The sequence below is a fragment of the Flagellimonas flava genome, assembly GCF_050617915.1.
Taxonomy (GTDB): Bacteria; Bacteroidota; Bacteroidia; order Flavobacteriales; family Flavobacteriaceae; genus Flagellimonas; species Flagellimonas flava_A.
The window spans coordinates 150,612-174,609 of record NZ_JBODQE010000006.1; the positions used below are offsets into that span (position 1 = coordinate 150,612).

The window sequence follows — 23,998 nt, forward strand, 5'->3', positions numbered from 1 at the left end:
GTAGCCGAAGCTATATCTTTTCTGCTATTCTAAGTATGTCGCCAAATACGCCTCTGGCCGTTACCGCTGAACCGGCCCCGGCACCCTGAATCACCAAAGGATTCTCACCATAGGACTCCGTATAAATTTCTATAATTGAATCTGAACCACTCACCTGTCCCAATGCACTCCCTTTGGGAACGGAAACCAGCTTTACGTCCAAAATTCCCTTATCCTTTTGCAGGTCACCATGCAAATCCCCAATATATCGAAGTACATGCCCCTCTTCTTGTTGTCCTTTAATGACTTCATAGATATCATCCATCTTTTCAATTTGGGAAATGAAGTTGTCAAAATCCAATGATCGTAATTCCTCTGGAATAAGATTTTCAACCGAGATATCCGAAAATTCGTTTTGAAGATCCAATTCCCGAGCCAAAATCAACAATTTTCTACCCACATCATTCCCTGATAAGTCCTCCCTAGGGTCGGGTTCTGTAAATCCCTGTGCCATGGCCTCTTTCACTATGGATGAAAATGGAGCTTTCTTTTCGGAAAATGTATTGAAAATATAGCTCAACGAGCCCGAAAAAACACCCTTTATTCTGGTGATATTCTCCCCGGAAAGGTGTAACAATTTGATGGTATCTATTAAGGGAAGTCCAGCACCAACATTGGTCTCATACAGGTATTGCTTTTGATTCTTTTCCAATTTCCTTCTTACGGATTTATAGTAATCAAAACCAAGGGTATTGGCAATTTTATTGGAGGACACCAAGTCAAAACCGCCCTCAATCAATTTATCATAGTTAGCAACAAAAGCCTCGCTAGCTGTATTGTCCACGGCGATCAAGTTTTCCAAATGGTGCTCCCTGGCATAATCTATTACGTCTTCCACCGTGTAAGGCTCACCCCTGGAATCCAACTCATCCCTCCATTTTTTTGAAATACCTCTATTGTTCAGCAAAACTTTTTTGGAATTGGAGACTGAAAAAATCCTTAAATCCAATCCTTTTCGGTTTTCTATACTCTTTTGGGAATCCAATATCTGGTCAATCAAGGTTGCGCCCACATTGCCGTGCCCAAAAATAGCAAGGTTTACCTTTTTGGCAATACCGAAAATCTGCCCGTGAACTACATTGATGGCCTTGTGCAAATCGGATCTATTAACTACTAAACTCACATTTTTACCTGTGACCGTATTGTTAAAAAGCAAAGGCACCACTTGGTTCTTAACCAAGGCATTAAAAGGTTTGTGGAAGGTGCTTAAATCCATCCCAACAATAGAGATTACAGAAACGTCGTGCTGTACGGTAATCTGGTTCACATCCTGTGCGGAATAGTCGGTTTCAAATTCTTGGTCCAACACTTTTTTGGCCTTTTGGGCTTTTTTGGCATCAACCACCAGTCCTATTCCCCTTTCGGAGGAACCCTGGGAAATAATTCCAACATTAATATTGTTTTGCCCCAGTGTCTTAAAAATCCGGGCATCTATCCCCACTTTTCCCAACAACCCACGCCCTGATAGGTTTACCAGAGCCACATCTTCCAAAACCGACAGGGATTTAATGCCCCCATTGTCCGTTTTTGGGCCAATCAAGGTTCCATCACTTTCGGCATTGAAGGTGTTCTTTATACGAAGTGGAATATTCTTCTCTATTAGGGGAATTATTGTCTTTGCATGCAGGATATTGGCCCCAAAATTGGCCAATTCATTGGCTTCTGCGTACGAAATGGAGTCAATCAGCTTGGCTTCTGACACCAAATCTGGGTTGGCGGTAAAAATTCCGTCAACATGGGTATAATTTACCAGAACCTGGGCATCCAAAAAGTTGGCTAAAAGCGCAGCGGAATAGTTACTCCCATTCCGTCCCAAAGTGGTTGTTTCCCCTTCATGGGTGGACGCAATGAATCCAGTAGTAATGGCAACCGCTCCAGCCTCCAACTCCCGAAAACATCGTATTACATTTTCTTTGGAAACGGCCTCATCCACCTCAGCATTATTAAAGGTGTCGTCCGTTTTGATTAGGGATCGCGAATCGACAAATTTTGCATTTACGCCCCTTTCCAACAGCAAAGCGGTAACTACTTTCGCCGATATCAATTCGCCATAAGCCAGAAGTTCATCCTTGGTTTTTAGACTATAATCCCCTGTAAGGGAAACCCCTTTCAGCAACTTTTCAATAGTTTGGAGTTCCTCCGCTAAATCCACTTTTGGTAAGGCCGCTTTTTGGTAAGTGGAAAACTCCTTAAACGACGTTAAAAAATCCTCTCCCCGAGCTGCGTTTTTGAGTAGAGCCTCCAGTTGGTCCGTGGCCTTACCTCGAGCAGACAATACTACTCCAAAGTGCTCCTTTTCTTGGGCTCGCTTGGTAATTATGGACAGTACATTTTCAAGACCATCCCCATTGGCCAGCGACTTACCTCCAAACTTTAGGATTTTAATTCGCTCCTTAACAGTTTGCTCGTGAAAAATTGGTTTTAACAGGTTTTCCAGCTGTTGGAATTCTATTAAAAAAGCATCGTGTCCATGTAGCGATTGCACTTCACCATAGGTGACATTGGCATTGGCCTGGGCCAAATGTCTAAAGGTTTCCTTGTTCTCTTCAGCCGTAAAAAACAAATCCGAATTAACCCCAATAATATGAATCCTTGTTTCACTAGCCTGTAATTCTTGAAAGGCTTTATCACCGGCTCTTGTAATATCAATGGTTTTTAGCAGCTGGTTCATCAATTTGTATGCTGAGAGCTGAAAACGCTCCTGAAGCTTCTTGCCATGGTGCATAAGCCAGCTTTCCACATTGAACACCTTAAGTTCTTCGTTGGTACTTCTCTTGAACCTTTCCTTAAAGGATTCCGGGGTTCTATAGCAGAGCATGGCGTGCATACGTGCATCATGTACAGGCTGCTTGGAATTGACCAAAAATTGCTCTTGGATCTGGCAGTTGGCAATCAACCAATCTGTGGACTTCCAATCCGAAGCAACGGGAATAAGATGCTTGGTGATTTTTGGATTCAATGCTGCCATTTCCCAAGCAACTCCTCCTCCCAAAGATCCACCAATGATTGCAAAAAGCTGTTCCACCTTAAGTTTCTCCAGACCTTGTAAAAAGATTCTGGCAATGTCACCGGCCACAAAATCCTTATAGTTGTCAATCACAAAACCATCATATCCGTTTCCAGGAACATTAAATGCCAGAATGGTGTAAGTTTCCGTATCAATGCACTTATCCTTCCCAATAATATCTGACCACCATCCATTTTCACCCGTAACATTGGAGTTGCCAGTTAACGCATGATTGACCAAAACAATGGGAGCGGTGTGCAATTTCTGACCAAAAACCTGATAGGACAATTGCAAGTCTTTGGAAATTCCACTTAGGGTCTTGTATTCTTTTATGTCAATTTTATGGAGCATTCCAAGAAAATCAGTTGAGAATTATAGCGTTGCGAAAGCACTTTCCAAATCGGCCTTTAAATCTTCAAGATTCTCCAAGCCAACGGACAATCGGATTAAATCCTTGGTCACCCCCGTGGATTCCTGTGCAGCTTCATCCAATTGTTGGTGCGTGGTACTGGCCGGGTGAATGATCAAGGATTTGGTGTCTCCAATATTCGCAAGAAGCGAGAATATCTTGGTTTCATCGGCAATTTTTTTGGAGGATTCAAATCCACCTTTAACCCCAAAGGTTAAAATACTGCTCTGCCCCTTTGGCAAATATTCATCCGATAGCTTTTTGTATTTGCTGGATTCCAAGCCAGGATAATTTACCCAGGTAACTTCTTCTTTGGATTCCAACCATTTGGCCAAGGCCAAAGCATTTTCGCTATGTTTTTTCATACGTACTTCCAAGGTTTCGAGTCCTTGAATTATCTGGAAGGCATTGAACGGACTCAAACATGCCCCGTGATCCCGAAGACCTTCTATCCTAACCTTCGCAATAAACGCAGCTGGCCCCAAGGCATCATGATATACCAATCCATGATAGCCCGGGGAAGGTTCCGTAAACTCTGGGAATTTTCCATTGGCCCAATCAAAGGTTCCTGCATCGATTATGGCTCCACCCAATGCAGTACCATTTCCATTGATGTATTTGGTCAAGGAGTGGATTACAATATTTGCTCCGTGCTCTATTGGATTTAATAGTGCAGGGGATGCCACAGTGTTGTCCACAATAAATGGAACTTTCGCTGCTTTGGCTTCTTTTGAAATAGCTTTTAGATCCAATACGTCGAGTTTCGGATTCCCTAAGGACTCCACAAAAAAGGCTCGAGTGTTCTCCTGTACTGCCTTTCCAAAATTGGCAGGATCGGATGGATCCACAAAAGTTGTGGTGATTCCCAACCTAGGAAGGGTAACACTAAAAAGATTATAGGTTCCCCCATACAAACTGTTGGATGCCACAATGTGATCTCCTGCCTTTAACAACACCAAAAGAGCAGTATTGATTGCTCCTGTTCCGGAAGAGCAAACCACGGAAGCAATTCCACCTTCCAAAGCCGCCAAACGTTGCTCCAAAATATCGTTGGTAGGGTTGTTTATACGAGTATAAATATTTCCGAATTCCGCTAAGGAGAATAGATTGGCCGCATGATCCGAATTGTTGAACACATAGGCGGTACTTTGGTAGATGGGCACAGCCCTGGTTCCGCCGTTAGTGGTTACATCGTGCCCAGCGTGTAGGGCGTTGGTTGCAAAGTTTTGATCACTCATGATTTTTTCGTTTTAATTAATACTTTTCCGTTTTAGATTCCCACTAAAGTGGGAATGACATTTTTTTAAATTCCATTTAAAAACGCAAAAAAGCCAAACCCCTATAGAAAAACGCAGCCTACGGGTAAAATCAAAAAGTTATAAGAAAGAGAAATCGAAGATTTTCGATTGTTGTTATCTATTCCTGTCTCAATTATGGTTTTATCCAGTTTGAGATCCTGAAACGAGTCCAGGACGAGGATAGAATTTAGCACCTTCTTGGACTAGGGCCAAGGGTTGCTAAGGCTTCATAGGGTCTATTCCCTCCACCTTTCTTGATAACTATTCAATACGTGTTTGAACTTACAGGACAAAGATAAGGGTAGATTATTTTAATATCCTAATCTTTTTTAAAATTTCAGAATTCAATACGGATTAAAATTCCCTAAAAGGGCTTATGAAACTATTTTGAAGTTAAAAATCAGCGATTTCCTTTCATTTTCTTTGCTTGTCCAAAGAAAACGAAACAAAAGAAACCACACTTTCTTCGCAAGAATTTTCAGTTGCTTCCAACAGAAACCGATTTTGAAACCTCGCCATCCAGCTTAAGCTGGATGGGTACCATCGAGGGTTTCCAAATCTATTCTCGAAGAAAGAATGTTACCTCAATACAGAAAACTCAATTTGTGAGTCCGTGAAAACCGTATGTGTTTGGGTTTTGAAATCGCTTTCTTCTGCCTTAAAGATATTGTCCACATAGGTTTGCGGATTTAAATCGATGAGCGGAAACCAGGTACTTTGTACCTGAACTTGAAGCTTATGTCCTTTTTTGATGGTATGGAATACATCCTGCAATTTGATGTTCACCTCGGTTTTTTGATTGGGCACAAAGGGTTCTGGCTTGGAGAAACTGTTTCTGAACCTGCCCCGTAAAACCTCACTCCTTACCATTAAATGGTAGTTGGCCAATTTTAGATGGTCTTGCATTTCTTCATTGGTCTCCACATTCGTAGGATGCACATCAATGATCTTGACTATCCAATCCGCGGCGGTCCCCGTTGTGGCCACTTTCAATTTGGCCATGATATCCCCAGCTAAGGTGAGGTCTTCTTCCAAAACTTCGGTTTCAAACACTAGCACATCTGACCTCCTTGCGGCAAAACGTTGGTCATCCGTCATATATTTTCTTGGCGTGAAAACAGATTCGATGTCTTCCGAATAGGGAACAGGTTTCTTAACATCACTAATAAATTTAAGCGGGACGGTACTTTCTGCCGTTTGAGTCAATTCTTGGTTTTCTGAAAGAAAAAATGTCTGTTTTTCAGCTTCTTTTGGAGGCCAAGCATCCAAAGTACTCCATTCTTTTTTCCCGGAATCGAACACATAGGCTTCAGGAAGACCACTATTTTGGTCTCCTTCTGCTTTTAAGAAATGATTGAAAAACTTGGTTTCGATATTCTTCTGATAAAATAAGGAAATGGAATCGCCGAAATAGTAGTTCCCAACTGCGTTTCTGGCTTTTTTTCTAGCCCATCCCCCATGGTCCCATGGTCCAAATACCATGGTATTGTAGTTTCCAGTATTATGTTTTTCAATGTTTTTATAGGTTTCCAATGGCCCGTAAAGGTCTTCTGCATCAAACCAACCACCCACAATCATGGTGGCCACATGGGATTTTACATTTTTTAAATGTTGGATAATGCCCCTACTTTGCCAGAGTTCGTCATAGTTGGGATGTTCCTTCAGCTCATTCCAGAAATAATCATCGGTTACACCATCAGGCCTTAAGGTTGGGGTATCCACCGTTTCATACTCAAAAAAGGAATTTAGGTTTTTAAGGGGGCCATTGTCCAAAAAGAACTGGTATTGGTCTTCCGTCTGAATATCCGGTAAAACATACCATGCGGTGTCAATGGGTTGGTCATTGTTGGGTCTTGGCGTACCAAATAGGGAAGTTGCCCTGAAATAGCTCAATAAATAGGCTCCGTTATGGTGAAAATCGTCAAAAAAGAAATCCCCAATACAAGCTTGTGGCGAGGCTGCTTTTAGTGCTGGATGCGCATCCACTGTGGCATAAGTGGCGTAAAAACCTGGATATGAAATCCCCCAAACACCCACTTTTCCATTGTTATGTTCCACATTGTTCACGAGCCATTCAATGGTGTCATAGGTATCCGAACTTTCGTCCACCTGTTCATTGGAAGTCTTGTTAGGTATGTAAGCCCGCATATTTTCATAATGCCCTTCGCTCAACCATCTCCCACGAACATCCTGGTATACGATAATGTTACCTTCTTTCATCAAATGTTCATTTGGACCAATTTGAGACCGATAGTTCCCTGCTCCATACGGTCTGGAACTATAGGGTGTTCGTTGCATCAAAATGGGATATTCCTTTGAAGTGTCCTTTGGTGTATAGATTGTGGTATGTAATTTTACCCCGTCCCGCATTTCAATATCCACCTCTTGCTTGGTATAATTCTCTTGGACAAAATTGACCTCTGCCGCTGTTTCAGTTTTGACTGTTTTTTTACAGCTTGAAATGGCCAACAATAGACCAATAATCACTACCAAAGTCTGGATGGGAAATCTCATGTGGAAAATTTTAATTGCTAAAGCTACTAAAGTTCAAAAGAGTATGCCAATAAAAAAGGGAACCAAAAGGTTCCCTTTTCCTGTCTATGATGAACACGGGGGATTTTAAATTCCAAATTCTCTTTTTACATCATCCAGCATGTTCAATTTCTCCCAAGTAAAAAGCTCCACTTCTTTTTCTACACGACCATTGTATGGTGACTCAAACACCTTGGTTAAAGTCTGGGGTTGTTTGCCCATATGGCCATAGGCCGCTGTTTCCAAGTAAATGGGGTTTCGCAACTTAAGTCGGTCTTCAATGGCTGAAGGCCGCATATCGAACAATTTTGCTGTCTTTTCCGCTATTTCCCCATCTGAAAAATCAACGTTGGACGTGCCGTAGGTATCCACAAAAATGGAGGTAGGCTCCACCACCCCAATGGCATAGCTCACCTGTACCAAAATCTCATCTGCAACTCCTGCTGCCACCAAATTTTTTGCTGCATGTCTGGCAGCGTAGGCGGCACTGCGGTCCACCTTACTTGGGTCTTTACCGCTAAAGGCTCCCCCACCATGGGCTCCCTTTCCCCCATAGGTGTCTACAATGATTTTTCGTCCGGTTAGTCCCGCATCCCCATGTGGGCCTCCAATCACAAATTTTCCTGTTGGGTTGATGTGGTATTTGATATCATTGTTGAACAAGGCTTGGATATTGCTCGGCAATAACTCCTTCACCTTGGGAATCAAAATAGCTATGATGTCCTTTTTGATCTTGTCCAACATCTTTTGATCTGAGTCAAACTCATCATGCTGGGTAGAGACCACAATGGTATCGATCCGTTGAGGAACGTTCTCATCCGAATATTCTATGGTTACCTGGGCCTTGGCATCTGGGCGCAAATACCCAATTTGAGATCCCTCACGTCTTAACTCTGCCAAAACCTGAAGGATTTTATGGGAAATATCCAGTGCCAAGGGCATATAGTTTTCCGTTTCCTTGGTGGCATAACCAAACATCATTCCCTGATCTCCAGCTCCCTGCTCTTCCTTGCTGCCTCTATCAACACCTTGATTGATATCTTGGGACTGTTCGTGAATCAACGAAATCACTCCACAGGAATCTCCACTGAATTGATATTCCCCCTTGGTATATCCAATTTTATTGATCACCTCCCGGGCAATATTTTGCACATCTAAATAGGTGTTGCTCTTTACCTCACCTGCCAATACCACTTGACCAGTAGTGACCAAAGTTTCGCATGCTACTTTGCTTTCGGGGTCAAAGGCTAGAAAATTATCCAATAAGGCATCACTGATTTGATCCGCAATTTTATCTGGATGTCCTTCACTTACCGATTCAGAAGTAAACAAATATGCCATAGTCCTTTTTTAGTTGGATAGGATTTGACGGAAAAGTATAAAGGAGTTTACAAATCTCTTATGAGAAGCCCGAAAGCCTGTCCGGGTAAACTGCTTTAGCATTTTTTGCTGCTGAATTTGAATCAGTCTATGAGGTTGCAATCAGTCAAATCTATCCTCATTTTGAAGCGCTAAAATACATCTTTGGAAGTAATTTTTAAAACTTTGTTGAAATCATCTTTTAGCCCCATTTATATCTGTTTTTTTTCTTCAACTGGATATACTTTGTATATTGCGCTAAGGGTTTCCCCATAGTACAAACACCAATCTAAAAAACACTACTACCCCATGCACATTGCTGTAGCCGGAAACATTGGCGCTGGAAAAACCACACTAACCAATTTACTAGCAAAACATTACAAATGGGAGGCCCATTTTGAGGACGTGGTGGACAACCCATATCTGGATGATTTTTATACCCAGATGGAACGGTGGAGTTTTAACCTTCAAATTTACTTCCTGAACAGTCGTTACAGACAGATTCTCAGAATCAGGGAAAGTGGAAAGAACGTGATACAGGATCGGACCATATATGAGGATGCCCATATTTTTGCGCCGAACCTGCATGCCATGGGACTGATGACCAATAGGGATTTTGAGAATTACTCCAGTCTGTTTGAGCTCATGGAAAGTTTGGTGCAGCCCCCAGACCTTCTTATTTATTTAAGAAGCTCCATTCCCAATTTGGTGAACCAAATTCATAAACGGGGACGGGATTACGAAAACAGTATTTCCATTGACTATCTAAGTCGATTGAACGAACGATATGAAGCCTGGGTCAACACTTACGAAAAAGGCAAATTACTTGTTTTTGATGTGGACAACATCAACTTTGTTGATGACCCTGAGGATTTGGGCAAGGTCATTAACCGTATTGATGCAGAACTGCACGGGTTGTTCTGATGATTCACCCCGCCAACATTTCTAGATTATACCGATCCATTTCCGATATTACCGGAACATAAAAGCAAAACCATGAGAAGCATTATTCCCATTCTGCTCGCCATTTTTATGGCTTCTTGCGCCCAAAAAGAGGTTAAAAAGGAATACGCCATCGTTTCAGGCAAATTATCGAACTCCGATATTGAGTCGGTCAGATTGATTTCAATTAATGGCGACTTCAATAAGGAAATTCCCGTGAGCGATGAAGGTCAATTTTTGGACACTCTTTTTTTAACGGCAGATATGCCGCACAGATTGACTGACGGCATCAACCACATTGTACTTTATCTTGAAAAAGGGTATGCTGTCCATCTTGATTACAACCCTAGGGATTTTGCCAATACAATTCAATTTGAGGGGGATGGGGCCGACCTGAACCGTTACTATCTCCAAAAACAGGATAAAAACCGGGAAATAGAAGGAATGGATTTTAAAACTTTTTATGGCCTTAAAGAACCAGCGTTCGTCAAAAAAGTTGAAGAATTAAACTTAGCTATCAATGGTTTGCTCGATTCTACAGTTAACATTCCAGAATATGTTAGGGAAAAAGAGAAAAGAGCCATTGACCATTACAGTATAATTCAACTTGCGCAGTATAAGGATTTTGCTCATGCCGATGTTACGGCAAATCCAAATTTCACGGTTTCAGAGAACTTTGAGGACGAAAGATCCAGCATGCCTTTTTTAAACAAGGAGGATTTTGACTATTCAGTATTTTACAATTCCCTGGTACATCTGCATTACAAGGAACAAATAAAACAACGTGCGCAGAAAGACAGTTTGGTGGATCCCAATGAAGTCTTTTTTCAAGTGGTTGGGGAAATTCCAGTGGAAAATATCAAAAATTCAGTTCTTTATAGAACCGTTTGGGGTAGCATGCCCTATATCCAAAATGTGGATTCTTACTATGAAAAGTTTATGTCCCTTTCCACCAATGAGACCCACAAACAGGAAATCACGGATGCGTACAACCGAATCAAAAAAATAAAGCCCGGTGCTAATTCACCTACTTTTGAAGCTTATGAAAACCATGCTGGCGGGCATTCATCCTTGGAAGACTTTCAAGGCAAGTACGTGTATATTGATGTATGGGCATCCTGGTGCGCTCCCTGTATCCAGGAGATTCCCGACTTAAAGGAAGTGGAAAAGAAATACCGAGGTAAAAACATAGAATTTCTAAGTATCTCTGTTGATACCGACCGTAGCTATGACGATTGGAAAAAAATGGTGGTTGACAAAGAATTGACAGGGGTTCAATTGATTGCGGACAAGGCTTGGGATTCGGAATTTATAAAAGATTACCAAATCAAGGGCATTCCTAGGTATATTTTAATTGATCCCGAGGGTAAAATAGTAAATGCCATGGCGCCAAGTCCTTCCACCGACGCGTTGGAGACTACTTTAGAAGGCTTAGGACTCTAACATTTTTCCTGCTCCCTCAACCAAAAGGAGCGTTCCCTCATTCTTGGTTTTTTCAGGTTGATTTTCAAGCTAGCTTGGTTCTAGTTAATAACTCCCTTTTACTTCCAAAAGGAAAAAATTTGAAAATTATGGAACTCAAAAAGAATCAAGAATTGGAATTGAAACGAAATAGTCTGCTCTATTTCAGCATTGGATTGGCCGCTGTTCTACTGCTGACCTATGTTGCTTTAGAATGGAAATCATTCCACAAAACACCCTATAAGGATATAGCCCATTTAAAATCGGACGATGATCTAAGGGAAAACGTTCCTGTAACCATTCAAAAGCTTCCACCACCTCCTCCTCCAAAAATTCAGACACCTCCAGTCATAGAAATCATAGATGATGACGATGACAAACCAGAAACTTTTATTGAACCAATTGAGCCAAATCAAACAACGGTAATAGCCAGCATAGGCGAAATTGAAGTTGCCAAAGAAGAAGAACCTGAAATTGTTCCCTGGAAAACGGTGGAAGAAGCCCCAATGTTCCCAGGCTGTGAAAATGCATCTGACCAAAGAGAATGTTTTCAAAATATGATCCAGAAACACATCCGTAAAAACTTCCGCTATCCAGAACCTGCCCAAGAAATGGGCTTACAAGGACGGGTCAACGTGGTTTTTACCATTCAAAAGGATGGAAGCATCGGCGATGTAAGAATGCGTGGCCCCCACAAAATATTGGAATCCGAAGCCTCTAGGATCATATCCAAACTTCCCAAAATGGAACCTGGAAAGCAAAGAGGAACGCCAGTTAAAGTTCCTTTTTCCATTCCCATAACATTTAGATTGAATTAGCCCAATCTCAAAGTATCGGGAACAAAAAACCACGCCTTTGGCGTGGTTTTTATTTGTTGTATGACAAAAGGTTTATCCTTTGCTTGCCGTTTTGTAGTCGTCCACTAATTTTTGAACTTCTTCCTTGGTAGCCGCAACAAACTCTTCTACTTCTTCTTTTTGTTCTCCAGCAACTTCATAAGTGGAAGTAACCACAGCCTTAAACTCTCCTTCAGCGGTGTTGCTCATTTCCACTTTGATTTGCTTTTCCACAGGAACGGTTTCCTTAATCCCGTCCTCAGTAATGGAAATAGTTGTTCCATCTTTCTTAAGCATGCTCACCTCATCAGAAGACAAACTAACCAAGCTAGGAGCAATAACCAAGGCCACAACGGACATCAACTTCAACAAGATGTTCAAGGAAGGGCCGGAAGTATCCTTGAATGGATCTCCTACTGTATCACCTACAACCGCAGCTTTATGGGCATCGGAACCTTTACGTCCTTCACTTTCTATGGTTTTCTTGGCGTTATCCCAGGCACCACCTGCATTGGACTGGAAAATAGCCATCAAAACACCGGCAGTGGTTACACCAGCTAACAAACCGCCCAACATATTTGCACCACCCAAGAACCCAACAGCAACAGGTACAGCAATGGCCAAAAGACCTGGCAATACCATCTCCTTAATAGAAGCCGTGGTGGAAATTTCAACACACTTATCGTATTCCGCTACACCATCTGCAGCATCAAATATCTTTCTATCTTCTTCGGAAGCTTTGGAAATATCAGAATCGTATTTCACCATTACTTCCAAAGCGGCTTTCAATTGAGGAATATCCCTAAACTGTCGTCTAACTTCCTCAATCATTGCCATCGCAGCTCTACCAACGGCATTCATGGACAGGGCTGAGAAAACAAAGGGAAGCATTCCCCCGATCAACAAACCAGCCATAATCTTTGGTTGGGAAACATCGATGGATTGGATACCTGCAGTTTGCATAAAGGCAGCAAAAAGTGCCAAAGCGGTCAAGGCAGCGGAAGCAATCGCAAATCCTTTACCAATAGCAGCAGTAGTGTTACCTACAGCATCCAATTTATCTGTTCTTTCACGCACTTCACTTGGCAATTCGGCCATCTCTGCAATACCACCGGCATTGTCGGAAATAGGTCCGTAAGCATCAACCGCCAATTGGATACCTGTATTGGCCAACATCCCTACAGCAGCAATGGCAATTCCATACAATCCAGCGAAGTGGTGGGACACGATAATCGCAGCGGCAATCAAAATAATTGGAATCATAGTCGACATCATTCCGACACCCAATCCTGCAATAATGTTGGTAGCAGAACCTGTTTCGGACTGACGAACAATAGAGTTAACAGGTTTGGTACCTGTTCCCGTATAATATTCGGTAACCTTTCCTACCAACAAACCGGCAACCAAACCAGAAATTGTTGCCCAGAAAACACCCATGGCTCCAAATGGAAGCCCTTCAATAGATTCTGGAATAAAGGCATTGATCAAAAAGTATGAAGCTACCAACATCAAGGCAGCAGAACCGAATTCACCAATATTCAAAGCGGTCTGTGGGTTACCTCCATCCTTAACACGAACAAAGAAAGTACCAATGATGGACATTATAATACCAACCGCGGCCAAAGCCAAGGGTAAATAAACGGCACCAAGTCCATCAAAACCAGGAGTAACAATAATAGCTCCCAAAACCATGGTACCAATAATGGAACCTACGTACGATTCAAAGAGGTCAGCACCCATACCGGCTACATCACCAACGTTATCACCAACGTTATCTGCAATGGTAGCAGGGTTCAATGGGTGATCTTCAGGAATACCAGCCTCTACCTTTCCTACAAGGTCAGCACCAACGTCCGCAGCTTTGGTATAAATACCACCACCAACACGGGCAAAAAGTGCAATAGAGGAAGCACCCAAGGAGAAACCGGAAAGTACATTCAATACTTCACCTAACGCCCATCCTTGTCCGCTATATACCATAAATAGGCCACTTAATCCAAGTACACCCAAGCCAACAACACCAAGACCCATTACAGCACCACCGGCAAAAGCAACCTCTAGGGCTTTCCCCAAAGAAGTTCTTGCAGCATTGGTTGTTCTTACATTGGCTTTGGTGGCTACCTTCATTCCGATAAAACCAGCCAAAGCAGAACAGATAGCACCCACAATAAAGGATACGGCTACCATGCCATTGGAACCTGCCTCGTTACTTCCCTTAAAATAAAGAAGTACGGCAACGGTGATTACGAATATGCTGAGTATTTTATATTCTGCCTTCAAAAATGACATTGCCCCATCGGCAATATTTTTGGCGATCCTCGCCATCTTAGCATCCCCTACTTCCTGTTTTGAGACCCATACGTTTTTGATCAACACGTACAACAAGCCCAAAACACCGAATGCGGGCAGAAATTTTACGATTAGTTCCATAATTATGTAGTTATTTATGAGTTTTTAAGTGGCAGCAAAAGTAGTAAAATACAGACTAATAAAAAAAATGCGCTTTTGTTGTTCAAAAGCGCATTTTTTTCGGGTAAATTCTTCCTAAATAGTAAAGGTGCGTTTCTTTTTATGGTCGCTCTCATTGTAGCGATCCACACATTTCTTATAGATCTCCGCAGCGGCTTTGGCATCTCCCCATCCACCAGTATCTACTTTCTTTTTTTCCAGATCCTTATATACGGCAAAAAAGTGCTCTATTTCCTTTAAACGGTGTGGATTTATATCGCTGATATCACTTCTCTTGCTCCAAACCGGATCATTGACCGGAACGCATATGATCTTTTCATCCGGGCCTTTTTCATCGGTCATGTGGAAAACCCCAATGGGTTTCACCTCCATTACCACCATGGGATACGTAGGTTCCGTTCCCAATACCAGAACATCCAAGGGATCTTTATCCAAAGCCAAGGTTTCAGGAACAAATCCATAATCACCTGGATACATCATAGAAGAAAAAAGGGTTCTATCAAATCGGATTTTATGCAGGGTAAAATCGTATTCGTATTTGTTACGACTTCCCTTTGGAATTTCTATCAGTACATCAAAGGTAACTTCTTCATTTTTCGCCATGGGTGTGGTATTTAATTTTTTGCAAAAATAGCCACAAACCAAGGATTTGCGTCAACAAATTGCACACATTATGTTGATTAAAAGTTAAATCCGAAGGTTCCGGTCACCCCAAAACGCCGTGCATCCGGATTATCGAGATAATTGCCACGGAAATTGAAGTCAATCCGGAAGATTTTGAAGATGTTTCCGATCCCAAAGGAGTATTCCCAATAAATCTGATCTTCAGGTGCCATTAAAGGAATATTGGCTGGTGCACTCAAGGCCCGGTTTTCGTCTGAAAGTTGTCCCCAAGCTCCCCGAAGTCCTACGATTTCACGGAGATTCCAATTTCTAAGTACCGGTATTCTTGAGAACAAACGCCCATTGAAGTTATGCTCCAAATGAAGGGTGGCATAGGTATCCGTAACGAATTCATAAAAATCGAGGTTGGGAAAGGTATTATACAAAGAAAACAAGGTCTGGTTCCCTGGCACTACGCTCAATAAGCTTAAAGGCACCTCTCCAAATGTCTTCCCAAGTTCCACACTACTGGTCAATCTACCAAAACCTCCTATTTGCCAAGGTTGGCGGTAGGAGAATTGGATTCGTTCATAGTCAAAATCGCTCTCCAAAAACCCACTAATCCCTTTGGTATAGTTAAGGAGAATGGTGCTGTAATCATCGTTCACCGAAACTGGCTCCACCCCATATCCAATAATCCGCCTTCCCGGGGTATAGATTAAGGTGGTGTTGATATCAAATTGTTTGACCTCTGATGAAATTCCGCCAGGCGCTTCAGTATCAATATAATCCAAGTTGAAATCATCTGGCAAGGCAGAGCTTAGGGTGCGCATGGAACTCCCAAACCGAACCCTAAAATTCTTCACAGGCTCCAGTTCCACATTGACCGTGGAGAGGTCAATATTGGTCAGTCGGTTGTTGTTCCCAACCGTGACCAGGGAGGACGAAGCTATACTTCTACCCAATACATCATTGGTACTGGTTAGGCTCAATCCCAGCTGTTCAATATCCCTTCGATGACCCCCGGACAAAATCAATCGTGAATTCCTATCCAACAAGAACTTGGCAGAAAGTCCATGTTTGAACTTCTTATCCGTAAAGCCATAGGCCATATACCCTTCCAATCGCCAGGTATCATTTTGACCAAAATAAGTCCGCGCACCAGCCCTTAATCGGGTTCCCTCAGCGTCATTGAACCCGAAGGTGCTGTATATGTCGCCGATATCAATATTCCATTTGTCAATCTCCACATAGCCAGAGCCGAGAATACTGACAATGTCATAATAGGTGCGGAACTTGGGCACTGTTTTTAAGGTGTCCAGAAGTTTGAAAATCCCAGATTCGTCCTCATTCAGCCTCTCTAAACGGGCATTGCTCCAAAACGTGCTATCCCTTGCAAACACCCTAGGGTCATACGGGTCTGAAACGGCCTTATAAAAGTCCTCAGGTCTACTGGTATCAAACTGGTAGTTATCGTAAACGGATGTCCGCTTTCCATAAATTCCCCGGGATTTCTCCTTTTTGGAAAAACTGAAATCGCTTAACATATAATCCCGTTTTAGCAAAAAGACAGAATCGTTGACCACATCAAATTCCTGTTCAATATAAATTTCCTTGACCCAGTTGATGTTGGCACTCTTGGTGACCTGAAGGTTTATTTTTTTGATGGCATAGGTAGTATCCGCAACCCAAAAATCCCCTTTAAAGGTCAACTCGTTCTTTCGTCTTGGGTAATAGATGATGTTATAACACCACTTATCATCTATATACGTACTATCCGAGAGTACATAATTATAGGTATCCACCCCAGTTTTGGATAGCGGGCTTGTAAAACTCTTATCGAAAAACTTCAGATAGTTCTCGTATACATCATAATCGGAGTACAGGTCTTCCACAAAAGCGGTAATGGATTGATGTCCATCAAAACCAGAGCTTTTATTCCCCAATACATCCTCTTTTTCTTCACCCAAAAGGTTATCACCATAAACTTTGGAAAAGGTCTCGTTCAAAAACATGGGGAGATAGGTCTTTCCAGTAACCCGAGAGGTATCCAGGTTTTCGAACATAAACTCCAGTCCTTTAAAGAGCTTACTTTTAATCAGGGCGCTGTCAATGGTGTTAAGATCAAACTCTACTTTTTCATACTTGTCATATTGGTATTGCTTGAACTTGCGCACCCCATTCTCCCGTTTTTTGGCCCAAATTTTCTTGAGGATATCAATGGCGGGATTATTTTTTTTGGATTGCTTCCCTGTATATACAATAACTTCCTTTAATTGCTCCGTGGACTCCTCCAATACCACCTCCATGTTGTAGTTGACTCGTTGGGCCAGCTCAATAACCATAGATTCATAGCCAATGAAAGAAACTTCCACTGACGAATAGGTATTATCCGATTCCAGATAAAAACGACCATTATCGTTGGTTATGGTTCCTTCTGTAGAATTAGGGAACACAATATTGGCAAAGGCTATGGGAGAGCCATCAGCGTCCACCACAATACCACTGACTTTGGTTTGCGAGAAAAGGGAACAAAAGGATAACAGAAAAATAGGGACAAGGAATCTTCTCATGTTCTGATACATACGCACTGCAAAACCGAGATGGTTTTTCAAAAGTGCTTGGTCATTTTTGTTTAAAAGTAATTTTCTATCAAAAACTATTCCTTAAAAAAAGCCTCATCAACTTTTTGTTGACGAGGCTAATATACCGTACAAATATACGTAACTTATTTATATAACACTTTCTTAACAGCCTTGATCACATCGTTATGATTGGGCAACCATTCGGCTAACAATACGGGAGAGTAAGGTGCAGGGGTATCAGCTGTGTTAATTTTTACAACAGGGGCATCCAGGTAATCAAAAGCTTTGTCCTGAACATGATATGTAATTTCCGTGGCTACATTGCCAAAAGGCCAGGCTTCTTCCAAAATTACCAAGCGGTTGGTCTTCTTCACAGAATTTAGAATGGCGTCGTGATCCATTGGTCTTACTGTACGCAAGTCGATAATCTCGCAGCTTATGCCTTCTATCTCCAATTCATCCGCAGCCTTATAAGCCTCTTTGATGATCTTTCCGAAGGAAACAATGGTCACATCGGTTCCCTCTCTCTTGATATCAGCAACACCCAACGGAATGGTATACTCACCTTCCGGTACTTCACCTTTATCGCCATACATCTGTTCGGATTCCATAAAAATCACGGGGTCATCATCACGGATAGCGGATTTCAACAAACCTTTGGCATCAGCTGGGTTGGATGGCACCACCACTTTCAATCCCGGGCAATTGGCATACCAGCTTTCAAAAGCTTGTGAGTGTGTGGCCGCCAACTGGCCTGCGGAAGCAGTAGGCCCCCTAAAAACGATAGGGCATGGAAATTGACCTGCAGACATCTGTCTGATCTTGGCCGCATTGTTTATAATTTGATCTATTCCCACCAAGGAGAAATTGAAAGTCATGAATTCTATGATAGGACGGTTCCCGATCATGGCAGAACCTACACCTATACCTGCAAATCCCAATTCCGAAATCGGGGTATCCAGCACGCGTTCCGGGCCAAATTCATCCAACATTCCCTTGGAAGCTTTGTAGGCTCCGTTGTATTCGGCAACCTCCTCACCCATCAAATAAATAGTATCGTCCCTTCGCATTTCCTCGGACATGGCCTCGGCTATGGCTTGCCTAAATTGTAATGTTTTCATTAAGTAGTACTACTAAGATTAGTTGTGTGCTTAAAAATGCAAGCAAAAATAGCAAAATCCAAACGAACAAAGGAAGTAGGAAAAACAAAAAAAAGTACAAAATTTATTATGCATGCATAATAAATTTATGATTTTTATAGCTATCTTTGAAGCGATAAACATATACAAGATATGAAGATTTTAGTTTGCATTAGCAACGTACCGGATACCACTTCCAAAATCAATTTTACGGATGGGGATACCAAGTTTGATACAAACGGAGTTCAATTTGTTATTAATCCCAATGATGAGTTTGGATTGACCCGTGCCATGTGGTTCAAGGAAAAACAAGGAGCTGCGGTACATGTTGCCACTGTAGGAGGCGCACAAACCGAGCCTACCATTAGAAAAGCACTGGCCATTGGGGCCGATGAGGCTATCAGAATCAATGCGGAACCTACAGACGGTTTCTTTGTGGCCCGTCAGTTGGCCGAAGTAATCAAAAATGGAGGGTATGACCTAATCATAGCCGGACGTGAATCCATCGACTACAACGGAGGCATGGTTCCAGGTATCTTGGCCACCCTGTTGGATATGAACTTTGTAAACACTTGTATAGGATTGGAAGTGGATGGTACCTCAGCCACAGCCATTAGGGAAATAGACGGCGGAAAGGAAACCATAAGTACCTCCTTGCCACTTGTTATCGGTGGACAAAAAGGGTTGGTAGCCGAAAGTGATCTCCGAATTCCCAATATGCGCGGAATCATGATGGCACGGAAAAAGGCGTTGAATGTGGTGGAACCCGTAGATGCCCCAAAGCCTACACAAGACCAAAAATTTGAAAAACCCGCTGCCAAAGGCCCTGTAAAGTTGGTGGATGCAGGAAATGTGGGCGAATTGGTCAATCTTTTACACACCGAAGCCAAAGTAATCTAAATCTCAAACAACAATTTCCAAATTCCAAGGTATTGGTGCTTGGAGCTTGTGATTTTTAATTTTAAAAAACATGTCAATACTAGTATATACAGAATCCGATAAGGGAACATTTAAAAAGAACGCTTTGGAGGTTGCATCCTACGCTTACAAAGTGGCCCAAGATATGGGTGAATCCGTTACCGCGGTGGCCATCAACGCTGGAGATGAGGCCTCTTTGGGAAATTATGGTGTTTCCAAGGTGTTAAAGGTCAGCAATGGGGATTTGGATACCTTCAATGCCAAGGCTTATGCCCATGTGTTGGCCCAAGCGGCCGAAGCGGAAGGTGCAAAGGTCATTATTGTAAGTTCCAGCGCCGATGCCAAATTTTTGGCGCCTATTCTTTCCGCAAAACTAAATGCCGGATATGTACCCAATGTGGTAGCCGCTCCAGAAAGCACCTCTCCTTTTGTGGTAAAAAGAACAGCTTTCAGTAATAAAGGTTTCGCGCATACCGAAATCAATTCGGACACCAAGTTAATTGGGGTATCCAACAACGCTTACGGCGTTCATGAAAACAACGTTTCCGCTACAGTGGAAGATTTTACTCCTTCGCTGGGCGATGGCGATTTCACTGCAAAATCTGTGGAAGTGGACAAAGTGGTTGGAAAAGCGACCATTGCGGATGCAGATATTGTAGTTTCTGGCGGTAGAGGGCTTAAAGGGCCTGAGAATTGGGGTATGATCGAGGAATTGGCCGATGTGCTGGGTGCAGCTACAGCTTGTTCCAAACCTGTATCCGATTTGGGTTGGAGACCCCATGGCGAACACGTAGGACAAACAGGAAAACCCGTGGCCAGCAACCTGTACATAGCCGTGGGCATTTCAGGAGCCATCCAGCATTTGGCAGGGGTGAGCGCCTCCAAAACCAAAGTAGTGATCAACAACGACCCAGAGGCACCTTTCTTTAAAGCTGCGGATTACGGAATCGTTGGAGATGCCTTTGAAGTGGTACCGGAACTCATCGAAAAATTAAAGGAATTTAAAGCCCAGAACACTTAATTTTTGTTAATTTGCCTTTAGCAAGGGGCTGTTCAGATAATGGTAGTGCCACTTATTTGAACAGCCTTTTTTCGTTTTAGGAAGAATATATGAGCTTAGTACGTTTGAAAATAAAGGGGATATCCTACAGCCAAACCCAAAATGGCGCGTATGCCCTTATTTTGAATGAAGTTGAAGGGGATAGAAAGCTCCCCATTGTCATTGGTGCCTTTGAAGCCCAGTCCATAGCCATTGCGTTGGAAAAGGAAATAAAACCTCCACGACCCCTCACACACGATTTGTTCAAGAATTTTGCGGACAGATTTGAGATCGTGGTCAAGCAGGTCATCATTCATAAATTGGTGGATGGGGTGTTCTATTCCAGTATCATCTGCGAGCGCGATAAAGTAGAGGAAATTGTGGATGCCCGCACCAGTGATGCCATAGCGTTGGCCCTTCGGTTTGATGCTCCCATTTTTACGTACAAGACCATTTTGGACAAGGCTGGAATCTATTTGAAATTCTCTTCCAAGGAAAGTGAGGAAAACGAGGAGGACGACAGCATTGTGGTAGACGAGATATTGCAGGAGGGCGAAACCGTGGAAATCGAATCCGGTGCATCTTCCCAAGGCTATCGCGAAATGACCTTGGAAGAACTCCATAAAGAACTGGACAAGGCAGTGGCCAATGAAGACTACGAAAAGGCTGCCAAACTTCGGGACGAAATCTCCAAACGTAAATAAAACACTGCATGCCAAAATCCATCAAGATTTTCCTTGCCCTATTATGTTTTACAAGTACCGTTGCTTTGGGCCAGGATTTGCTTCCTGCGGATTCCATCAATGCGGCCATTGATACCACCATAATTGACGACATTAGCCCAAAGGAGACTCCTCAATTGGTACCCAACCAAGGGTTTTCTATCAACACGCTCTGGCGTGGGGCATTGGGAATGGCAGTCTTGATATTGATTTCCTTTTTGTTCAGTGCCAACAGAAGGGCCATTAATTGGAGAACAGTGGGTATAGGCCTTGTGCTTCAACTGATTATTGCTATTGGGGTTCTAAAAGTTCCAGCAGTTCAATTTGTTTTTGAGGTAATTGGTGAAATTTTTGTCGAAATTCTGAATTTCACACGTGCCGGAAGCCAATTCCTTTTTGAAGGATTGGTAGTGGACATGGATACCTTTGGGTTCATTTTCGCTTTTCAGGTATTACCGACCATCATATTCTTTTCCGCCTTGACTTCAGTACTCTTCTATTTAGGAGTGATTCAAAAAGTGGTGCGGGCATTGGCATGGTTGTTATCCAAATCGTTGGGCATTTCGGGAGCGGAAAGTCTTTCCATTGCCGGAAACATTTTTTTAGGTCAGACGGAAGCGCCTTTGCTGATCAAGGCCTATTTGGAAAAAATGAACAAATCCGAAATCCTGCTGGTTATGATCGGCGGAATGGCCACTGTAGCTGGTGCGGTATTGGCAGCTTACATCGGATTCTTAGGTGGAGATGACCCAGCCTTACGTCTGATTTTTGCAAAGCATCTTTTGGCTGCTTCTGTGATGGCTGCGCCTGGAGCTATCGTGGTTTCCAAAATTTTATATCCGCAAACGGAGAAAGTCAATACGGATGTACATGTTTCCTCGGAAAAAATTGGCGCCAATATTTTGGACGCCATCTCCAATGGGACCACCGAAGGTTTAAAACTAGCCATGAACGTAGGGGCCATGCTTTTGGTCTTCGTAGCCTTCATTGCCATGATCAATTGGATTTTAGGTGGAATTGGTCATATTGGCTCATTTAATGAATGGATTGCGGCTAACTCACCTTATGACAGCTTCTCTTTGGAAGCCATTCTAGGGACCATATTCGCTCCCCTAATGTGGCTGATTGGCGTAGCCAACGAGGATATTATGCTCATGGGGCAACTGTTAGGGATTAAATTGGCAGCAAGTGAGTTTGTGGGTTATATCCAACTTGCCGAACTCAAAACTATGACCAACAATTTACATTTCACCTATAATAAATCCGTGATTATGGCCACCTACATGCTATGCGGATTTGCCAATTTTGCCTCTATCGGAATCCAAATTGGGGGTATCGGTTCCTTAGCGCCTGGTCAACGTAAAACCCTTTCCGAATTTGGAATGCGTGCCGTTTTGGGCGGTTCTTTGGCCTCATTGCTTTCAGCAACTATTGCTGGGATGATTTTGGGGTAGCAAGTTCAAAGCCGTCAGTTTGAGTGTCCCGAACCCGCTTCGGGATATATCGAAAACAAGGCCTGCCCACAACCATTTCTCGATACGTCCCGAGCTTCACGTCGGGACACTCGAAATGACGTTAATAAAATCTTTATAAGTCCAACTTCATTAACTTTATAAGACCTAAGACTTGAAGTAAATTAGATGGGTTAAAAGAAAGCCGTCAGTTGGAGTGAAATCCCAAAAGGTTTCGTATCGAAAACAAGGCTTTCCCAATAAAGATTTCTCGATACATCCCGAGTTTTTTCTTGGGACACTCGAAATGACGAATTAGTAGCATGTAGCATGAAACAATACCACGACTTACTCAAACACGTACTTACCGAAGGAAATGCCAAAGGAGACCGCACAGGAACAGGAACCGTCAGCGTTTTTGGCTATCAAATGCGGTTTGATCTTTCCGAAGGCTTTCCCATGGTAACCACCAAAAAATTGCACCTAAAATCCATTATCCATGAATTGTTATGGTTTTTAAAGGGTGATACCAATGTGGGCTACCTTCAGGAAAATGGAGTACGCATCTGGAATGAGTGGGCGGATGATAATGGCAATTTGGGTCCGGTCTACGGACACCAATGGCGGAACTGGAACAGCGAGGAAATCGACCAGATAAAAGAGGTAATTGAAACCTTGAAAACCAACCCGAACAGCCGCAGAATGCTGGTATCGGCTTGGAACCCCAGTGTATTGCCGGACACATCCGTGTCGTTTGGTGAGAATGTGGCCAACGGTAAGGCTGCCCTCCCTCCCTGCCATGCTTTTTTCCAGTTTTATGTGGCGGATGGCAAATTATCGTGTCAATTGTACCAGCGTAGCGCAGATGTCTTTTTAGGGGTTCCCTTCAATATCGCCTCCTACGCCTTGTTTACCATGATGATGGCCCAAGTATGTGGTTATGAGCCCGGCGATTTTATCCACACCTTTGGTGACACCCATATTTACAACAACCACCGAGAGCAAGTGGAACTGCAACTAAGCCGTGAACCACGGCCGCTGCCTACCATGAAATTGAACCCAGCGGTTAAAAATATCTTCGATTTTACGTTTGATGATTTTGAACTGTTGAACTACGACCCGCATCCCCACATCAAAGGTGTTGTGGCGGTGTAGCAAAAGCTAGGACATCATATAAAAGCAAGTACCA

The 23,998-nt window shown here is 42.8% G+C and carries 16 protein-coding genes and 1 riboswitch; of the genes, 8 read left to right on the plus strand and 8 right to left on the minus strand.

Annotated features, from left to right (window positions below; all coding sequences use genetic code 11):
* Positions 1-10: 10 nt before the first annotated feature.
* The 4 genes from thrA to metK all read right to left on the minus strand — a co-directional run bounded on the left by thrA (position 11) and on the right by metK (position 8,626).
* Positions 11-3,397, minus strand: coding sequence for a bifunctional aspartate kinase/homoserine dehydrogenase I (gene thrA / locus ACRHOZ_RS15995; RefSeq protein WP_431127546.1), 3,387 nt, complete (start codon positions 3,395-3,397; stop codon positions 11-13).
* Between the two features lie 21 nt (positions 3,398-3,418).
* Entirely contained in the window at positions 3,419-4,693 is a 1,275-nt protein-coding gene (locus ACRHOZ_RS16000) for an O-acetylhomoserine aminocarboxypropyltransferase/cysteine synthase family protein (protein WP_431127550.1), read from the minus strand.
* Positions 4,694-4,883: 190 nt separating this feature from the next.
* A riboswitch (SAM riboswitch) is annotated at positions 4,884-5,017 on the minus strand.
* Positions 5,018-5,332: 315 nt separating this feature from the next.
* Complete coding sequence (locus tag ACRHOZ_RS16005) at positions 5,333-7,267, minus strand: CocE/NonD family hydrolase (RefSeq protein WP_431127553.1); 1,935 nt, start codon at positions 7,265-7,267, stop codon at positions 5,333-5,335.
* Between the two features lie 105 nt (positions 7,268-7,372).
* Positions 7,373-8,626 (minus strand): methionine adenosyltransferase, encoded by a 1,254-nt coding sequence (metK, locus tag ACRHOZ_RS16010; RefSeq protein ID WP_431127556.1) that lies wholly within the window; start codon positions 8,624-8,626, stop codon positions 7,373-7,375.
* A gap of 327 nt (positions 8,627-8,953) precedes the next feature.
* On the opposite strand from metK, the gene ACRHOZ_RS16015 reads away from it, so the two are divergent.
* The 3 genes from ACRHOZ_RS16015 to ACRHOZ_RS16025 all read left to right on the plus strand — a co-directional run bounded on the left by ACRHOZ_RS16015 (position 8,954) and on the right by ACRHOZ_RS16025 (position 11,865).
* On the plus strand, positions 8,954-9,568 hold the full coding sequence (locus ACRHOZ_RS16015) for a deoxynucleoside kinase (RefSeq protein ID WP_431127559.1): 615 nt from the start codon (positions 8,954-8,956) through the stop codon (positions 9,566-9,568).
* Between the two features lie 72 nt (positions 9,569-9,640).
* Positions 9,641-11,029, plus strand: a complete 1,389-nt coding sequence (locus ACRHOZ_RS16020; protein ID WP_431127562.1) for a TlpA family protein disulfide reductase — start codon at positions 9,641-9,643, stop codon at positions 11,027-11,029.
* A gap of 128 nt (positions 11,030-11,157) precedes the next feature.
* Entirely contained in the window at positions 11,158-11,865 is a 708-nt protein-coding gene (locus ACRHOZ_RS16025; protein ID WP_431127565.1) for an energy transducer TonB, read from the plus strand.
* Positions 11,866-11,937: 72 nt separating this feature from the next.
* On the opposite strand, the gene ACRHOZ_RS16030 is transcribed toward ACRHOZ_RS16025, so the two are convergent.
* From ACRHOZ_RS16030 to ACRHOZ_RS16045, 4 genes are all read right to left on the minus strand, one after another.
* Complete coding sequence (locus ACRHOZ_RS16030; protein WP_431127568.1) at positions 11,938-14,313, minus strand: sodium-translocating pyrophosphatase; 2,376 nt, start codon at positions 14,311-14,313, stop codon at positions 11,938-11,940.
* A 114-nt stretch (positions 14,314-14,427) separates the two neighbouring features.
* On the minus strand, positions 14,428-14,955 hold the full coding sequence (locus tag ACRHOZ_RS16035; protein WP_431127571.1) for an inorganic diphosphatase: 528 nt from the start codon (positions 14,953-14,955) through the stop codon (positions 14,428-14,430).
* Positions 14,956-15,032: 77 nt separating this feature from the next.
* A complete protein-coding gene (locus tag ACRHOZ_RS16040) occupies positions 15,033-17,528 on the minus strand; it encodes a DUF5686 family protein (RefSeq protein ID WP_431127864.1) in 2,496 nt (831 codons plus the stop codon).
* Between the two features lie 155 nt (positions 17,529-17,683).
* Positions 17,684-18,661, minus strand: a complete 978-nt coding sequence (locus ACRHOZ_RS16045; protein ID WP_431127574.1) for a pyruvate dehydrogenase complex E1 component subunit beta — start codon at positions 18,659-18,661, stop codon at positions 17,684-17,686.
* A 171-nt stretch (positions 18,662-18,832) separates the two neighbouring features.
* Here ACRHOZ_RS16045 and ACRHOZ_RS16050 point away from each other — a divergent pair, with 171 nt between their 5' ends.
* The 5 genes from ACRHOZ_RS16050 (at position 18,833) to ACRHOZ_RS16070 (ending at position 23,964) form a co-directional block, all read left to right on the plus strand.
* The gene (locus tag ACRHOZ_RS16050; RefSeq protein ID WP_431127577.1) at positions 18,833-19,579 is read left to right on the plus strand and encodes an electron transfer flavoprotein subunit beta/FixA family protein; all 747 of its coding nucleotides are present in this window, start codon (positions 18,833-18,835) and stop codon (positions 19,577-19,579) included.
* 70 nt (positions 19,580-19,649) lie between these two features.
* On the plus strand, positions 19,650-20,618 hold the full coding sequence (locus tag ACRHOZ_RS16055) for an electron transfer flavoprotein subunit alpha/FixB family protein (protein WP_431127580.1): 969 nt from the start codon (positions 19,650-19,652) through the stop codon (positions 20,616-20,618).
* An 89-nt stretch (positions 20,619-20,707) separates the two neighbouring features.
* Positions 20,708-21,340 carry a bifunctional nuclease family protein gene (locus ACRHOZ_RS16060; protein ID WP_420398745.1) on the plus strand — a complete coding sequence of 211 codons (633 nt, stop codon included), beginning with the start codon at positions 20,708-20,710 and terminating at the stop codon, positions 21,338-21,340.
* Between the two features lie 8 nt (positions 21,341-21,348).
* Positions 21,349-22,812, plus strand: a complete 1,464-nt coding sequence (locus ACRHOZ_RS16065; protein WP_431127584.1) for a NupC/NupG family nucleoside CNT transporter — start codon at positions 21,349-21,351, stop codon at positions 22,810-22,812.
* Positions 22,813-23,139: 327 nt separating this feature from the next.
* Positions 23,140-23,964: a thymidylate synthase gene (locus ACRHOZ_RS16070; protein WP_431127587.1), complete on the plus strand. Its 825-nt coding sequence runs from the start codon at positions 23,140-23,142 to the stop codon at positions 23,962-23,964.
* Positions 23,965-23,998 lie beyond the last annotated feature (34 nt).

Excerpts from the sequence above, each read along its gene's own strand:
- ACRHOZ_RS16050 (WP_431127577.1), top strand. The coding sequence starts at position 18,833 with ATGAAGATTTTAGTTTGCATTAGCAACGTACCGGATACCACTTCCAAA.
- ACRHOZ_RS16030 (WP_431127568.1), bottom strand. The coding sequence starts at position 14,313 with ATGGAACTAATCGTAAAATTTCTGCCCGCATTCGGTGTTTTGGGCTTG.
- ACRHOZ_RS16025 (WP_431127565.1), top strand. The coding sequence starts at position 11,158 with ATGGAACTCAAAAAGAATCAAGAATTGGAATTGAAACGAAATAGTCTG.
- ACRHOZ_RS16015 (WP_431127559.1), top strand. The coding sequence starts at position 8,954 with ATGCACATTGCTGTAGCCGGAAACATTGGCGCTGGAAAAACCACACTA.
- thrA (WP_431127546.1), bottom strand. The coding sequence starts at position 3,397 with ATGCTCCATAAAATTGACATAAAAGAATACAAGACCCTAAGTGGAATT.
- ACRHOZ_RS16040 (WP_431127864.1), bottom strand. The coding sequence starts at position 17,528 with ATGAGAAGATTCCTTGTCCCTATTTTTCTGTTATCCTTTTGTTCCCTT.
- ACRHOZ_RS16065 (WP_431127584.1), top strand. The coding sequence starts at position 21,349 with ATGCCAAAATCCATCAAGATTTTCCTTGCCCTATTATGTTTTACAAGT.
- ACRHOZ_RS16035 (WP_431127571.1), bottom strand. The coding sequence starts at position 14,955 with ATGGCGAAAAATGAAGAAGTTACCTTTGATGTACTGATAGAAATTCCA.
- ACRHOZ_RS16070 (WP_431127587.1), top strand. The coding sequence starts at position 23,140 with ATGAAACAATACCACGACTTACTCAAACACGTACTTACCGAAGGAAAT.
- ACRHOZ_RS16055 (WP_431127580.1), top strand. The coding sequence starts at position 19,650 with ATGTCAATACTAGTATATACAGAATCCGATAAGGGAACATTTAAAAAG.
- ACRHOZ_RS16060 (WP_420398745.1), top strand. The coding sequence starts at position 20,708 with ATGAGCTTAGTACGTTTGAAAATAAAGGGGATATCCTACAGCCAAACC.
- ACRHOZ_RS16020 (WP_431127562.1), top strand. The coding sequence starts at position 9,641 with ATGAGAAGCATTATTCCCATTCTGCTCGCCATTTTTATGGCTTCTTGC.
- ACRHOZ_RS16045 (WP_431127574.1), bottom strand. The coding sequence starts at position 18,661 with ATGAAAACATTACAATTTAGGCAAGCCATAGCCGAGGCCATGTCCGAG.
- ACRHOZ_RS16000 (WP_431127550.1), bottom strand. The coding sequence starts at position 4,693 with ATGAGTGATCAAAACTTTGCAACCAACGCCCTACACGCTGGGCACGAT.
- ACRHOZ_RS16005 (WP_431127553.1), bottom strand. The coding sequence starts at position 7,267 with ATGAGATTTCCCATCCAGACTTTGGTAGTGATTATTGGTCTATTGTTG.
- metK (WP_431127556.1), bottom strand. The coding sequence starts at position 8,626 with ATGGCATATTTGTTTACTTCTGAATCGGTAAGTGAAGGACATCCAGAT.